We start from the raw sequence: 15177 nt of genomic DNA on the forward strand, positions 1-15177 counted from the left end.
GGCTCAGCGCGACCATGGCCGCGAGCAAAACGGTCCGTCCTGCGATCCGCGCTGAGCACGGAAAACGATTCGGCATCCTCATCCTCTGGGTTTCCCTCTTCTTCGCGGCCACGCTCCGTGCCGCCCCCGTGAATGGCCGAGTCACGGATGGCCGCCAGGGCATCCCCGGGGTGCGTGTCTATCCCGATCGGCAGCCTCACATTTCCCCGGGTGCGGTCCCCCCCATGGCGACCACGGATGCCGAGGGCCGGTTCCAGCTGGACCTGGCGCCGGGCGATGCGGTGCTCGCCGTCGAGAAGGACGGCTGGCGGCGCGATCTCGTGCCGGCCGCGGAGTGGTCCCGCGAGATCGTGCTGCATCCTGAGCCGGACTTCAGGACGGGCGCCGTCCTCCTCGTGCGCCTCGACTTCCCCGACGAGCCCTCCAGGGTGCCGGACGAGGCCCTGCGGAACCTGCTCTTCTCGCGCAGCCCGGGCGCGGCCAGCGCCGCCAACTACCTCTATGAGGTGAGCAAGGGCGCCCTCTCCCTGGTCGAGGGGCGCTTCCTCAAGCTGCGCAGCACCGAGCACCCCGCGCCGCGGCGCGACGAGCATGCCTCCCCCATGGCCCGGTGGGTGCTGAAGCAGCTGCGCGGCGAGCCCCTGGGCGACTGCGACCGGCTGGACAACCGCACCGGCGCGCCGAAGCCGGACGGCAAGCCGGACTTCCTCTGGATCATCGCGCCCGGCCACCCGCAATCCGTGACCGGCAATCCCTCCCACATCAAGGCCATCAGCCTGCTGATGCCCCTGCCCTGGAACCAGAACCGGCGCTGGCCCCTGCTCTTCATGACCGAGGAGGTGCCCCTGGGCAACATCGTCCACGAGGCCTTCCACGGCATGGGCGAGCACCGGGTGGACGACCTCTACCTGGAGGATGGCAAGGTCCCCACCGCCGGCATCTGGGATCTCATGGACGGCGGCCAGTACCGGGGCTGGGACCGCCAGCACCCGGACGAAGGTCCCTGGGTGGCGGACATGGGCTACAGCCCCTCCCATCCCATGGCCTGGGTGCGCTCCGAGCTGTGGTACCGGGGACGCTTCCGGACTTCGGTCAGCCGCCTCGTGGTGAAGGGCCGGAGCTGGGAGGGCTGGATCGCGCCGGTCTCCCGGGCCCCGGGCGGCGATCCCCAGTGGGTCACCCTGGCCGATCCCCGCAAGAAGGGGCGCTTCTTCAGCCTGGAGGTGCGCCGTCCCTGGGGCTTCGAGCAGGGGCGCATCGGCGGCCGCTTCGGACCGGGCCACCAGGGCCTGGTGGTGGCCCTCATCGACCCGGGCCTGCTCACCTACGGCGATCCCAAGGGTCCGGTGCGGGTGGTGGATGCCCACCCGGGCAGCCCCGAGCCCCCCACGCCCAGACTCCCCCTCGGCCTGTGGGAACTCGACGACGCCGCCTTCAACCTGGGCCCCGGCGAACAGCCCAAGGGCCGCAGCGGGCCCCTGTCCTGGGAGGTCCTGGAGACGGATGCCAGCGGCCGGATGCGGGTCCGGGTGAAGCTCGACCGGCACTGACTTCCCTTGATTGGAGCTCTCATGCGCCCCGCCCTGCTGCTCTGCGCCACCCTCACCCTCTGCGCCCAGTCGCCAGCCGAAAAGGCAGTCGCCGCGGTGCTCGACGACTGGCATCTGGCCGCCACGCAGGCCGATGAGGGGCGCTACTTCGGCCACCTGGCCGAGGGGGCGGTCTTCCTCGGCACCGACCCCGGCGAACGCTGGACCAAGGCCGCCTTCCAGACCTGGGCCCATCCCATCTTCCAGCGCGGCAAGGCCTGGAGCTTCAAGGCCACGCGGCGGGCAGTCACGCTGTCGAAGGACGGCCGCACCGCCTGGTTCGACGAGGACCTGGACACCCCGAACCTGGGCCCGGCCCGAGGCTCGGGCGTCCTCAGCCGGGACCGGGACCGCTGGCAGATCCAGCAGTACAACCTCAGCGTCCCGATCCCCAATGCGCTGATGAAGGCGGTACGGGCCCAGATCGAGGGATTGGCAAAAAAACCGTGACCTGGGGGTTCTACCAATTAAGATGAGGCATGAACCTCCTCCGCTGCCTCCTCCCCTGTCTGATCGTCGCCCAACTGGGGGCGCAGGCTCCGACCCAGGACCTGCGGCCCGCCTCCGAGCGCCTGCGCGCCGAGGCCTTCCGCACCCACGGGGCCTACGAGGACCTGGCCTGGCTCTGTGACCGCATCGGCCCCCGGCTGTCGGGATCACCCCAGCTGGACCAGGCCATCGCCTGGGCGCAGGCCCGGCTGAAGGCCGCGGGGCTCGCCAACGTCCATGCCGAGCCCGTGATGGTGCCCCACTGGGTGCGCGGCCAGGAGTCCGCCGAGCTGCTCCTGCCGAACCCGACCCGGCTGAACATCCTGGGCCTCGGCGGCAGCGTGGGCACGCCCGAGGGCGGCCTCACGGCGGACGTGGTGGTGGTGGGTTCCTTCGACGAGCTGGACAAGCTCGGCGAGGCGGTGAAGGGGAAGATCGTCCTCTTCGACGTGCCCTTCAAGGGCTACGGCCACACGGTGGTCTACCGGCACGACGGTGCCGCGAAAGCCTCGAAGTACGGCGCCGCCGCGGCCCTGGTGCGCTCCGTGGGCCCCGTGAGCCTGGACACGCCCCACACCGGCGCCATGGACTACGATCCCGCCTTCCCGAAGATCCCCACGGCCTGCGTCACCATCGAGGCGTCCACCCAGATGCGGCGCATGCAGCAGCGCGGCGAGCGCATCCAGATGCGGCTCGTGATGGGCGCCAAGACCCTGCCGGATGCGCCTTCCGCCAACGTGGTGGCCGAGATCCCCGGCACGGAGAAGCCCGGCGAGGTCGTCATCCTCAGTGGCCACCTGGACAGCTGGGACGTGGGCCAGGGCGCCCAGGACGACGGTGCCGGCACCGTCATCGCCATGGAGGCCGCGCGGCTCATCCAGAGCCTGGGCCTCAAGCCCCGGCGCACGATCCGCGTGGTGCTCTGGACCAACGAGGAGAACGGCCTGCGGGGCGGCAGGGCCTACCGCGACGCCCACCGGGCGGAGTTCAAGGACATCGTCGCCGCGGTGGAGACGGATTCCGGCAGCGAGCGCATCAAGGCCTTCAGCCTCGAGCTCAGGAAGGCCACGCCGGAAGCCAAGGCGGCCGCCCTGACCGCCCTGAAGACCTTCGAGCCGGCCCTGGCGCCCTTCGGCCCCGTGGACCTGCGGCTCGGAGGGTCCGGCGCGGACGTGAGTCCCATGGTGGCCGAAGGCGTACCGGGCATCGGCGTGAGCCACGCGGCCACGCACTACTTCGACATCCACCACACCCACGCCGACACCTTCGACAAGGTCGAGAAGGATGACCTGGCCCACAACGCCGCCGTCCTGGCCACCTTCGCCTTCGCGCTGGCCCAGTCGGACCGCCGCTTCCAGTAGGCTTCCAGATCGCGCCTGGGCAGCGCCGGGTGTCGCTATAGTCAAGCGATGGCCCGTCCAACCCGCCTGCAGATCATCCTGATGCTGATGGCGGCGACGCCGGGCCTGGCGCAGACGCCCTTCCCCGTGTTCGAGACGCGCTGGACCGCGGAAACCTGGCGGATGCCGGCTCAGGGCGAGCGGCACATGGGCGTCCTGGGGCTGCAGGTGGACCAGCGCTGGCCTTCCGGCGCCTATGTGGGCTTGGGGGGCTGGGGCAGCCTAACCGGGGATCGGGGGGGCTTCATCACCATGGGCATGGGCGGAGGCTGGCGCTTGCCCCTCGCCGGCCCGCTGGGCCTGGATGCAGGTCTGTGGGTGGGCGGTGGCGGCGTCGGCAGGGCCTCGGTCGGTGGCGGCCTCATGCTGAGGGGCCACACGGGGCTCAGCTGGACCACGCCGCAGGGGAGCTACCACCTGGAATGGTCCAGGGTGCGCTTCCCCAATGGCGAGATCGACACCCAGCAGCTGGCCCTGTCGGCGGCCTTTCCCTTCCGCCTGCCAGCCTGGGGCCTCAGTCCGGCGGAGCCGCCACCCTGGCCCGAGCTGGGGCACTACCGCGACGTCTCCATCAGCCTCACGGCCCAGCGCTACGCCCCGACCCGGTCCACGCGCAACCTGTCCGGTCGGCCCGACTCGGCTCCGCTGGATCTCGGCGGGCTGGAGGTGCGGCTCGGGCTGGATGGCGGGACATTCGTCGTGCTGGATTCGGCTGCGGCGGCCCGCGGCGACGCGGCCGGCTACATGGACGTGTTCCTCGGCCTCGGCACCAGTGTCGACCTGGTGGACTCCGGCTGGCTTCGCGCCACGGGGAAGCTGGTGGGGGGCAGCGCCGGTGGCGGGCACCTGGATGTGGGTGGCGGCGCGGCCTTCAAGGCGACGGTGGGCCTGGATGCACGGGTGGGGAGGCAGGGCTTCCTGTCGCTCTCCGGTGGCTTGATCTCAGCTCCGGCCGGGAGTTTCAAGGCCTGGGTCCTCACCGTGGAGGGCGGCCGCCGCTTCGCCCTCGGCACCGCCACGGGCCCGGTGGCGCCTCCCGACTGGGACTGGTCCTGGAGTGGGTGGTCCTTCCGTCCATCCTTCCTTCGGCTGGCCTCGGCCCGGCGGCAGGGAACGAATCCGGCCCTGCCGATCGAACTCGTGGGTCTCTCCTTCTCCCACGACCTCGGCCAGGGTTTCGAGGTGGTGGGCCAGGGCAACTTCGCCACGGCCGGCAACGCGGGGGGCTTCGCCCAGGGCCTGATGGGCCTGGCCTGGCGCAGCCCATCCCTGCTGGGCCGGGGGCCCCGACTGCGGATCCAGGGCCTGGTGGGCGAAGCCGGCGGCGGCGGCGTGGATACCTCCGGGGGCTTCCTGCTGCAGCCTTCCGTGGGACTCGAGCAGGACCTGGGGGCAGGTTGGAGCGTGCAGGCCCTTTGCGGCCGCGCCAGGACACCCCAGGGGAAGTTGAACACGGCGCTGGTGGAAGGTGGCTTGGCCTGGCGGTTCCGCCTCCCGACGCGACCTTGAAGGCAGACCCGCAGTCGCCTACCGCTCCGCCGCGCGCTGGAACCGGAAGGTCACCCGCCGCTGGAGCGCGCGGCTCTCGGATGTCTGCCCCTGACCTTCGGGGTGGCTGTCGCCGTGCGCTTCGGAGGTCAGCTGCGCGGGCTGGAGGCCGATGCCCGCAAGGTACCGCTGGGCGGCCATGGCCCGCTGGGAGCTCAGATCCAGGGCATCGGTACCCCGGCCGCGCTCGCCCGGCGCCGCGTGGCCCTCGCACACGAGGGTGAAGCCCGGATAGCGCAGCGCCAGCTCCGAGAGGCGCGTCAGGATGACGTCGCTGCCCGAGGTCAGCGTGCTGCTGCCTTCGTCGAAGATCAGGGAGCCGCGGAAGCTCACGAAGCGCAGGCGTGATCCCGTGTCCCTCCCCTCGACGGCCTGCGCCGCGTTGAGGAGTTTCTCCAGGTCCTCGGCCTTGGCGGGATCCATGCCCGTGGAGCCCGGCAGGATGCCATCACCGGTGGTCTTCACGCCTGCCTTCGCCTCGACGCCGAGGGCCTTCTGAATGGAGGTCACGGCCTGCTGCAGCTTGGTCTGGTCCGAGACGGAGAAGGAATAGAGCAGCGCGAAGAAGGCCATGAGCTGCACCATCAGGTCCGCGAAGGTCACCAGCCACAGCGACTCCAGGTCCGCCTTGCGCCTTGCGAATCTCATCGGGGCGAGGTTACCCACGGGCCCGCCGATCCGGGTTCCGCTCCTTGGGGGCCAGGAAGGCGTTCAGCTGGGCCTCCAGGGCCGCGGGGTGCATCTCCGCCTGGATGCCCAGCACGCCCTCCATCATGATGTGCTTGAGCTGGAGCTCCTCCTTGCTGCGCAGCTCCAGCTTCCCGGCGATGGGGATGGCCAGCAGGTAGGCGATGACGGCTCCGTAGAGCGTGGACAGCAGCGTCAGGGCCATGGCCTCGCCGACGCTGGAGGGGTCCTTGATGCTGGCGAAGAGCTGCACCATGCCGATGAGGGTGCCCACCATGCCGAAGGAAGGGGCGCTGAGGGCGATGAAGCGGAAGATCTCCTGGCCCTGCAGGTGGCGGTCCTGGGTGGAACGCAGCTCGGCCGCCAGCACCGCGTGGATGTGGTCCCGGTCGGATTGATCCACCACCATGCGGAGGCCCTTGGCCAGGAAGCCCTCCACGTCCATGGCCTTCTCCATGTTCAGCAGCCCTTCGCGCCGTGCCCGCTGCGACAGTCCCACGATCTGGGCCACCAGGGCCTGGGTCTCCGGCGGCCGGGTGAAGAAGGCGCGGCTGGCGATGGTGAAGGCGTAGCTCACGTGCTCGAGCGGGAAGCGGATCATCGTGGCCGCGACGATCCCGCCCACGACCACCACGGTGCTGGCCGGGTGGAAGAAGATCCGCGGATTGGGACCCAGCCCGATGGCCACCGCCAACAGGAGCACGCCCAGCAACACGCCCAGGAAACTGCCTCGATCCATGGATCAACCCTCGGGGGGCTCATCGGCAGGGAGTGCCCCGGGGCCCAGAAATGGCAAAGTCCATGCACCAGGTGGCCTCGGGCTAGTGGATCACCCAGTCGCTCTGCTTCACGAAGCCGTGCAGGCGGCCCCGGGGCAGCTTGACCACGTAGCACCCCTTGGAGGCGAAGCGCTGGCCGGGACCGAAGCTGAGCCGCTCGTAGTCCGTCTCGTCGTCGTCCATCATCATCCCGAAGGCGTCCAGCAGGGTGTCCCGGTAGAAGTTCCGTTCCATCCGGGTGAGGGCTTCCGTGAGGGACTTCATGACGGCGAAGGACCGGGTCCGCACCCGCCGGTGGGTGTCCCCCGCCACCAGGCTCACCAGGGCCAGGGTCTCCGGGGGCGTGCCCTCCGGGGCCTTCATGGATGCCGGCGGGCGGAAGAGGCGGAAGGGGTAGGTGAGCCAGGTCCGGTCCCGGGCCTCCTGGGGCAGGTCCCACACCCGCTTTCCGAGCAGGCTGCTGGCCATCATCACCCTGGCGGTCGGTCTCCGGGTGAGCGCCGTGAGCGCCGGGTAGGCCTCGGCTCCCGTCCACAGGAGCAGGATGGGATCCCCCTGGGTCCCGCCCAGGATCCTCCCCGGATCCAGCCGCTGCCCCCGCCGCAGGTGGAGGGTCTGGACCTTGGCCTGCCCGTGGTCTTCCCAGCCGCTGTCGAACCCTTCGGCCAGGGCCCGCGCCTCCCGCGAATCCGCCACCACCTGGAGGATGGGCCGCCCGGCCAGGGCCGCCCTCTGGTCGGCGAGGAAGGCGGCGGCGGCCTCACCCTCCTGGAAGGGCCCCTTCGAGAAGTAGAGGGTGTACCAGCCGGGACCCGAGGTCTGGGGCAGATCCGTGAGGGGGAGGATGCAGGGGAGGGCCTCCGCTTCGCAGAAGGCGTGGATGGGCCCCCAGGGCTGGTAGGAGAGCCCGCTGACGATGGCGAAGACCGGCTCCTTCCGGTACAGCGCCGCCAGCTGGGCCGCCCAGCCGCTGGCGGGCCCCTTCAGCTTCCAGACCGTGAGGGACCAGTCGCGGTAGGCCAGGGCCCCTTCGCGGGCGGCCAGGGACCGGTAGCCCCGGCTGTCGCGATCCACACCCTGACGGTTGTGGATGGCGAAACGGTAGGTGAGGATCTGCAGGAAGTCCTGGCGGTCCTCCGCGCTGACCTCGTCCGTGACGATGGTGGCGAACTTCAGGACGGTGGGGGTCACGCCGGGGGAAGGCTCGGCTCCCAGTCGCTTGAGGTACTGCACCAGGAGGCCGACGTCGGCGGCCCCGAGGGCATAGCGGGGCATGACGTCGTTCAGGACGCGCCCCGCGGGATCCACGCCCTCGGTGAGGGCACGGGCGAGGGCCGCATCCGTGTAGGCGGGGCGGCGCAGCTCCTCCCGGATCGACTCGGGCAGCACCTTCCGCTCCCCGCCGACCAGGTTGGGGTGGAACCGGAACCAGGGACGGAACAGCTTCTCCGCGTTGGTGGGCGGCGTGGCCACGCCGCCCTCGAAGGATCCGAGCCCTCCCTGGAGGTGGCAGCCCGTGCAGGCGAAGGCCGTCCCCGCCACGGGCACGTCCCCGCGGACCGTTCCGGTCATGGGTTCACCGGAGGGGAGCACCCCATCCCGGTACATCCGCTCGCCCAGGCGGAGTGCCGCGTCCGGCGCCTGCGGCCCCGAGCCCATGAGCAGGGCCAGGAGGAGCGGCGCCGAGGCCAGGCGAAGGAGGGACCGGGACCGCGGGAGTGGGGGGCGCTGGGGCATCAGCGGGGGCTCAGCGCGACATCTCCAGGACCGTGCGGTCCTGCTTCTTCGCCAGTGACGGCGAATCGTAATCGAGGAGCGCCGTGCCCTTCACCCGGTTCGGCTCCTTCACCTTCGCCGTGAGCGTGACGGCCAGCCCCCGGGTCGGAGGCGAGGTCAGGTGCAGCTTGCCGCTGGCGAAGGTGCCGCTGAGCGGGAGCGGCGAGCGGAACTTCGGCATCAGCAGGGTGCCCTCCACCCGCCGCCCGGACTGGCGCAGGGTGATGACCAGGTCCTGGAGGGAGAGCCCCGTCGTGGCCAGGGTGAAGCTGCCCTTCCAGGTCCCCGTGAGATCGATGGCCTTCGCTGGCGGACCGGCCATCAGGGCAGAGGCGGAGAGGCAGAGGGAAGCCAGGATCAGACGCATGCGTGAAGCCCCCTGGATGGCAGGGGCCGGTTCGGACCGGCCCCTGCCTCCAGCCATCGAGTGTAGGTCAATTGCCGTTGCCGACGGGCACCACCAGGAAGGAGCGCATCATCTCGTTCTCCTCGTGGGACAGGATGTGGCAATGCCACATGTAGGCGCCGAGCTGGTCGAACTTCAGGCGCACCCGCACGTAGCCCGGGTACTGGACGGGCTGGCCGGATTCCAGCGGTACCCCTGCCGGGGGCACCATGACCGTGTCCTTCCAGACGTTCTTCTCATTGTCGGCGACGCGATAGAGGGAACCTTCCGGCGCTGATTCCGGGGGATCGGGATCAGGCGGCTCGGCGTTGGGGACGAAGGCGCTGGGATCCGAAACGGTCGGCAAGGCGAATCCGTCCGCAGGCGTGTAGGTGAACTTGGCCGTGTTGACATAGCCCTTCTCGACGACCTGGAACTTGGTGAGGTGGATGTGCATGGGATGCACGTCGGGGGTGGCGTTGATGAACACCCACTCCTCGGTGCTGTTCAGCTCGGGCTTCTCGCTGATGGGGGCCCGGAACATCTTGTTGTTCAGCACCAGGATGGTGCGGAAGGTCACCAGGCCCGAGGTGGGATCGAGGAAGCTGTTCACGGGATCCTTGCGTTCCTGCATGTCCACGAGGCGGGGGGCCTGGCGGGTCAGGCTTTCGCTGGAGATGCCCACGAAGGGCACCAGCCCCGTGCGGAGCGAGGTGGCCGGTCCCGCGGGGGCCAGCAGCGGAGAGGGCGTGCCGGTGGTGCTGGCCACCTTGAACAGCATGACGCGGCCCGTGGTCTTGGGATCGAGGGTCGTGAAGTCCACCGCCCCCTGGCTGAAGTCCCCGCCGAAGGGCGCGGGGCAGTCGTTGCGCAGCACGATGTTGCGGCCCTTGAAGACCGGGTGGCCGAAATCCACCAGCAGGTCGACGCGGGCGCCGTTGGCCAGGAGCAGGCCGTCGTTGCCGGGACCCGTGGCCACGTCGATGGCGGCGTCCCGGTAGCCCTGTTCCGCGGCGATCTGCACCACGGGCCAGGTGAGGGTGGGCGCGGCGGCGGCGGCGAGGGCCGGCGTGATGATCTCGCCGGTATCCGCATCCTGCAGCCACAGGTTGTACATCCGGGAGTCCGAGCCGTTCACGAAGCGGAATCGGTAGAGCTGGGTCTTCACGCTCTTGTAGGGCCAGGCCTTCCCGTTCACGGTGATGACGTTGCCCCACATCTCGGGCCGGATGCTGGCCAGGGCATTGCCGCTGCTGTCGTGCAGGGCGTTGTAGGTGTAGACGCCCAGGTTCACGAAGGCGGGGAACACGATGGAGCCGTCCTCGGTGAACGCCTTGTCCTGGATCACCACCGGCAGATCGAACTCGTCGGACTGCAGGGAGGGCACCACGGGGTTGGCGTAGCGGCCCTTGGGCAGGTTGGCCAGGGCCCCGGCGCCTTCGACGACGGGATCCTTGATGATGTAGAAGGCGGCCACGCCCGCGTAGGCGTTGAGGCGGGTGATGCCCATGGAGTGGTCGTGGAACCAGAGGGTGGCGGCGCCCTGGCTGTTGGGATAGGTGAAGGGGGCCAGCGCGTTGCCCGAGGGACGGCCGGGGAAGCCCACGGAGGGATCGGCCGCCTTCACCCACTTGGCCTGCACGGCGGGATCGTTGGTCACCCAGGCGTCCGGGTGGCCGTCGGAGGTGTAGGGCACGTCGCCACCGTGGAGGTGCGTGGTGATGCGGCACTCGGGCTCACCCATGTCCGTGCCGTCCAGGGTGTAGTCCAGCTGGAGCAGGTGCCTGGTGAGGTAGGGGCCGGTGCCCATGGCGCCGCCCACCTCGTCCCGGAGGTTGTTGATGTAGTTGAAGGTCAGCGGCGTGCCGTTGGTGGCCTCCACCGTGGCCCCGTAGATGCCGAGGAAGGCCCCGTTGATGTCGTAGCCCCAGGTCTTGGTGGCGATGGGCTTGCCGGTGTAGGGATCCTTGAGCGCGTTGCCGTTCCGGTCCCGGAGGCCGAAGTCCCAGCTGCCCTGCCGGACGTTGACGGTGTACTTCGTCGGCGTCGTGACGTCCTTGGGCGCGATGGGGATCTCCACGAAGGCATTGGCGAACTGCTGCAGCAGCTCCGGATTCAGGGGGTTGTAGATGGGCGCGGGCCCGGCCGGAGTGGCCACCGCCGGCGCAGTCGTCTTGCTGCCGCCGCAGCCCTCCAGCAGCAGCACCGCGCAGGCGCTGCCGAACAGACCCAGGTAAGCCATGCGGGAACGGGCGGTCATCGTGACTCCTTGCAGGTTGGAAGGGCCGCTGGAGAGACCTACAGTCGCCTGTAGTCCTTTGGATCTAGATCTACCCCCTTACTTTGGACGGTGTACGCGACCTTACAAGGTAGGGTTTTCCCTACTTCACAACCCGGGAAACCCCCATGATTCATGGGCTTCCAGCGCGGAAAAACTCGATTCGACAATTATATAAATGATATTAAAGTCGTTTTTTCCCGTCCGGTCTTCAGACTCCAGGCGGGAAGCCCAGGGCCAGTCGGACCCTGGCGATGTCCGGCGCCACGCTGCCATCGGCGCGCCGGACCAGCACGCGGGCTTCGACCTCGGGACACTCGGCCCGGGCCTCGAAGCCCTCCGGCAGGTCCTGGCGCCGGGCGGCGGCGAACACGTCCAGGCCGTAGGGCTCGCCCTCCTTGAACACAATCTCGCGCCGATGGAGGCAGAGCAGCCCGGCTTCGCGCAGCGCCGCCAGGGCCCGCTCCCGCTGGTCATTGGGGAACACGCAGGCGAAGATCCCGCCCGGCGCCAGCAGGCGGGCCGCGGCCTGGGCATAGTCGGCGATGCCGCCCCGCACCTCGAGCCGGGCCGGCACGGACTGGGCGTGCGCGGCCGGCAGGCGATGGCCCTCCGGCCAGTAGGGCGGCGTGCCCGTGACCAGGTCGAAGGGGGCCTGATCGCCGAACAGGTCCGGGTCGCGCAGGTCGCCCAGGCGGGGGAGGATGCGGTCTTCCTGGCCGTTGATGCGGATGCTCTTCCGCGCCAGGCGCAGGCTCTGCTCCTGGGCCTCCACCGTATGCACCACGGCGCCGGGGCAGCGCCAGGCCGTGAGCAGCGCCACGCTGCCGATGCCCGAACCCAGGTCCGCGATGCGGGCCGCGCGGGGGCACCAGGTGGTGCCGTACCAGGCCGTCACGAGATCGTCGGTGCTGAAGCGGTTACCCCTCTCCAGCTGGAAGATGCGCCAGTGGCCGCAGAGGCCGTCCAGCGTCTCGCCCGGCTCCAGGTCCACCCCGCCCGGCGGGATGGGGCCGGGGCGAGTCCAGCCCTTGAAGCTGGGACCATCGCTGGGGGCGGTTCGGCGCGTCATGTCATCAGTGTGGATGAACCCTGGAAAAGCAGGAAATGCATGGAACCGCGAATGACGCGAATCGCCCTTCGGGCGCGCGAAAGGCGAACGGGCATTCATTCGCTTCCCATCACGGGGCGGCAGGGGGCCAAAGGCCCGGGCGGCCCATCCACCGCGCATTCGCGCCCCTTCGCGGTATTCGCGGTTTCCTTTTTCAAGCTCCTACCCTCGGTCGCCCGCACTTCCCGTCTGGCTTCCCGGTGGCCGCTGAGCGACACTCAACCATGGCCGTGTCTGGGAAAGCCCCGGAACCCGTCCTCCGCGAGGGGGAAGGGTCGGCTTGCGGCGACGAGGTCTGCCTGACCCTGGAGGGTGCCTTCGACCGCGTGAAGGCGGCCTTCCTCCAGCACCACCCCAACGGCGACGTCGCCCTGCTCTACCGGGCCTTCACCGTGGGCCGGGACATGCACGCCACGCAGATCCGCAAGAGTGGCGAACCCTACTTCTTCCACCCCCTGGCCGTGGCCCAGAGCCTGGCGGACTGGCGCCTGGACGCCGTGAGCGTGGCCTGCGGCATGCTGCACGACGTGGTCGAGGACACCCTCATGACCCAGGCCCAGGTGAAGGCCCAGTTCGGGGAGGAGATCTCCGAGATCGTGGATGGGCTCACCAAGATGAGCAAGCTGGCCTTCACGGACCGGCACCTGCTCAACGCCGAGAACGTCCGCAAGCTGCTGGTGGCCATGGGCAAGGACGTGCGGGTGCTGCTGGTGAAGCTGGCGGACCGCCTGCACAACATGAAGACCCTGGGCGTGATGGAAGAGGAGAAGCGGCGGCGCATCTCACGCGAGACGCTGGAGCTCTACGCCCCCCTGGCCAACCGCCTGGGCATGGGCCTGGTGCGGCTGGAGCTCGAGGACCTGGCCTTCCGCCAGCTGGAACCTGAGCAGTACGCCGACCTGCTCCGCGCCGTGGAAGGGCGGCGGGCCAAGCAGTCGGCCACCATCCACGAGATCCACGGATCCCTGCAGGCCATCTTGCGCCAGCAGGGCATCGCGGCCCAGGTCTATGGCCGCATCAAGCACCTCTACGGCATCTGGAAGAAGATGGGCGCCCAGGCCAAGGGCTTCGACGACATCCACGACTGGCTGGCCTACCGCATCATCTGCCCCGACCGCGCCAGCTGCTACACGGCCCTGGGCCTGGTGCACGGCCTCTACAAGCCCGTCCCCGGCAAGTTCAAGGACTACATCAGCCTCCCCAAGGAGAACGGCTACCAGAGCATCCACACCAGCGTACTCATGAACTCCGGCGACATCTTCGAGGTGCAGATCCGCACCGAGGAGATGCACCTGCACGCCGAGGCGGGCATCGCCAGCCACTGGACCTACAAGGACGGCCGCATCGCCAACCGCTCCGAGATCAACCAGGTGTCCTTCCTCCGCAAGATGGTGGAGCTGCACCAGGACGCCCAGGACAGCCGCGACCTGGTGGCCAACCTGCGCGGCGAGCTGACCTTCAACCGCATCCAGGTCTTCACCCCCAAGGGCGATCTCCGCAGCCTGGTGGAGAACAGCACGCCGGTGGACTTCGCCTACGCCATCCACACCCAGGTGGGCCACCGCTGCGTGGGCGCCAAGGTGAACGGCCGCATCGTGCCGCTGAAGCACACGCTCCAGAACGGCGACCGCGTCGAGATCCTCACCCGCCCCGACCACAAGCCCAGCCGCGACTGGCTGGGCTTCGTGAAATCGGCGGGCGCCAAGAGCCGCATCCAGGCCTTCATCCGCGAGGAGGAGCGGGCCCACGCCGTCACCCTGGGCAAGGAGCGCCTCGAGCGCGAGGCCCGGGCCATGGGCGTGCGCCTGGACGACCCCGACTCCCAGGCCAAGCTCGAGGCCCGCATCGCCGAGCTGAAGCTGGCCAACTGGGACGCGGCCTACGCGGCCCTCGGCTTCGGCCGCATCACGGTGCACAAGCTCATCGAGCCCCTGGTGCCGGAGCCCGAGCGGGCCAAGCCCAAGGAGAACACCTCGAACCTCCTGGATTCCGTGGTGGTGGGCGACACCACGGGCATCCTCTACACCCTGGCCGCCTGCTGCAAGCCCATCTGGGGCGACGAGGTGGTGGGCTACATCACCCGCTCCCGGGGCACGGCCATCCACAAGGCCGACTGCGCCCAGCTGAACACCGGCACCCTGCACCCGGAACGCCGGGTGAACGTGGCCTGGGGCAAGCACGGCACCGAGCTCTACGACACCGAGATCACCCTCACCACCGAGGACCGGCCCGGCATGGTGGCCGCCATCTCCGAAGGCATCCAGCGCATGGGCATCAACGTCCAGCGCTTCCACGGCTCGGCCACGGAAGAGGGCGCCGGCCTCTTCCACATCGCCCTGCGCGTGCGGGACCGGGCCCACCTCGTGGAGCTGATGTCCGGCCTGCGCCGCATCCGCGGGGTCTACACCGTGGAGCGCGTGAAGGGCTCGGTGTTCGGGAAGGTCAAATGAGTGCCCGGGAGGGGAAAGCCCCGATCTGGCGCCCTCCCGACGCGGCCCCACCCGTGCCCTGGCCCCGCATCGCCGAGAGCCTGCGGCTCCCGCAGCTCGGCCCGAATCCCCACAAGCTGAGCCCCCGCATCCCGGAGGATCCGCGGCGGGCGGCCGTGGGGGTGATCCTCTGGGGCGACGCCGAGGGGGCCCGCAAGGTGGTGCTGGTCCAGCGCGGCTTCGGCGCCCCCCATCATCCCGGCGAGGTCGCCTTCCCCGGGGGCATGGTGGAGCCCAGGGACCGCGATCTGCCCGCCACGGCCCGGCGGGAGGTGGCCGAGGAGCTCGGCATCGCCGAAGGCCTCTGGGAGCTGGGCTGCTTCCCGGATGGCGTCGCCAAGGCCCGGGTACGGTTCACGCCGGTGTTCTTCCGTTGGGAGGTGGCTGAGCCCCGCTTCCGCCTGGACCGGGAGCTGGAACAGGTCCTCATGATCCCCCTGGCGCCCCTCATGGCGGCCCCCTGGACCCACGAGAGCTTCGAGCGCCACGGGCTCGCCCTGGAGATCCCCCGTCTGGAGCTGCCCCAGGCCCCGCTCTGGGGCGCCACGGCCTTCGTCCTCAAGGCCTGGCTGGACGTGCTGGCTGGCGTCCAGCCACAGACGGCTGACCCCAATTAGGCTGGCGTACCTCGTGGAGTGGGTTCACC

The 15177-nt window shown here is 69.9% G+C and carries 12 protein-coding genes; 6 read left to right on the forward strand and 6 right to left on the reverse strand.

What is annotated here, in order from left to right:
- Positions 1-14 precede the first annotated feature (14 nt).
- The 4 genes from QOZ81_RS11525 to QOZ81_RS11540 are packed head-to-tail and all read left to right on the forward strand — an operon-like array spanning position 15 to position 4987.
- Positions 15-1550 (forward strand): carboxypeptidase-like regulatory domain-containing protein, encoded by a 1536-nt coding sequence (locus tag QOZ81_RS11525; RefSeq protein WP_291206450.1) that lies wholly within the window; start codon positions 15-17, stop codon positions 1548-1550.
- Between the two features lie 21 nt (positions 1551-1571).
- Complete coding sequence (locus tag QOZ81_RS11530) at positions 1572-2039, forward strand: nuclear transport factor 2 family protein (protein WP_291206447.1); 468 nt, start codon at positions 1572-1574, stop codon at positions 2037-2039.
- 29 nt (positions 2040-2068) lie between these two features.
- Positions 2069-3439 (forward strand): M20/M25/M40 family metallo-hydrolase, encoded by a 1371-nt coding sequence (locus QOZ81_RS11535; protein ID WP_291206444.1) that lies wholly within the window; start codon positions 2069-2071, stop codon positions 3437-3439.
- Between the two features lie 48 nt (positions 3440-3487).
- On the forward strand, positions 3488-4987 hold the full coding sequence (locus tag QOZ81_RS11540) for a hypothetical protein (protein WP_291206441.1): 1500 nt from the start codon (positions 3488-3490) through the stop codon (positions 4985-4987).
- An 18-nt stretch (positions 4988-5005) separates the two neighbouring features.
- Here QOZ81_RS11540 and QOZ81_RS11545 read toward each other — a convergent pair whose 3' ends face one another.
- The 6 genes from QOZ81_RS11545 to QOZ81_RS11570 form a co-directional block, all read right to left on the reverse strand.
- On the reverse strand, positions 5006-5674 hold the full coding sequence (locus QOZ81_RS11545) for an OmpA/MotB family protein (RefSeq protein WP_291206438.1): 669 nt from the start codon (positions 5672-5674) through the stop codon (positions 5006-5008).
- A 10-nt stretch (positions 5675-5684) separates the two neighbouring features.
- Positions 5685-6452: a motility protein A gene (locus tag QOZ81_RS11550; RefSeq protein ID WP_291206435.1), complete on the reverse strand. Its 768-nt coding sequence runs from the start codon at positions 6450-6452 to the stop codon at positions 5685-5687.
- An 82-nt stretch (positions 6453-6534) separates the two neighbouring features.
- Positions 6535-8229 carry a hypothetical protein gene (locus tag QOZ81_RS11555; protein WP_291206432.1) on the reverse strand — a complete coding sequence of 565 codons (1695 nt, stop codon included), beginning with the start codon at positions 8227-8229 and terminating at the stop codon, positions 6535-6537.
- 10 nt (positions 8230-8239) lie between these two features.
- Positions 8240-8635, reverse strand: coding sequence for a hypothetical protein (locus tag QOZ81_RS11560; protein WP_291206427.1), 396 nt, complete (start codon positions 8633-8635; stop codon positions 8240-8242).
- Positions 8636-8702: 67 nt separating this feature from the next.
- On the reverse strand, positions 8703-10913 hold the full coding sequence (locus QOZ81_RS11565) for a multicopper oxidase family protein (RefSeq protein ID WP_291206424.1): 2211 nt from the start codon (positions 10911-10913) through the stop codon (positions 8703-8705).
- Between the two features lie 229 nt (positions 10914-11142).
- Positions 11143-12003, reverse strand: coding sequence for a tRNA1(Val) (adenine(37)-N6)-methyltransferase (locus QOZ81_RS11570; RefSeq protein ID WP_291206421.1), 861 nt, complete (start codon positions 12001-12003; stop codon positions 11143-11145).
- A gap of 263 nt (positions 12004-12266) precedes the next feature.
- Between QOZ81_RS11570 and QOZ81_RS11575 the strand changes: the two genes are divergently transcribed.
- Complete coding sequence (locus QOZ81_RS11575; RefSeq protein ID WP_291206418.1) at positions 12267-14492, forward strand: RelA/SpoT family protein; 2226 nt, start codon at positions 12267-12269, stop codon at positions 14490-14492.
- Positions 14489-15148, forward strand: coding sequence for an NUDIX hydrolase (locus QOZ81_RS11580; protein WP_291206416.1), 660 nt, complete (start codon positions 14489-14491; stop codon positions 15146-15148). The genes QOZ81_RS11575 and QOZ81_RS11580 overlap by 4 nt, the downstream gene beginning before the upstream one ends.
- Positions 15149-15177 lie beyond the last annotated feature (29 nt).

It is taken from the genome of Geothrix sp. (assembly GCF_030219325.1).
In the GTDB taxonomy this organism is placed as follows: Bacteria; Acidobacteriota; Holophagae; order Holophagales; family Holophagaceae; genus Geothrix.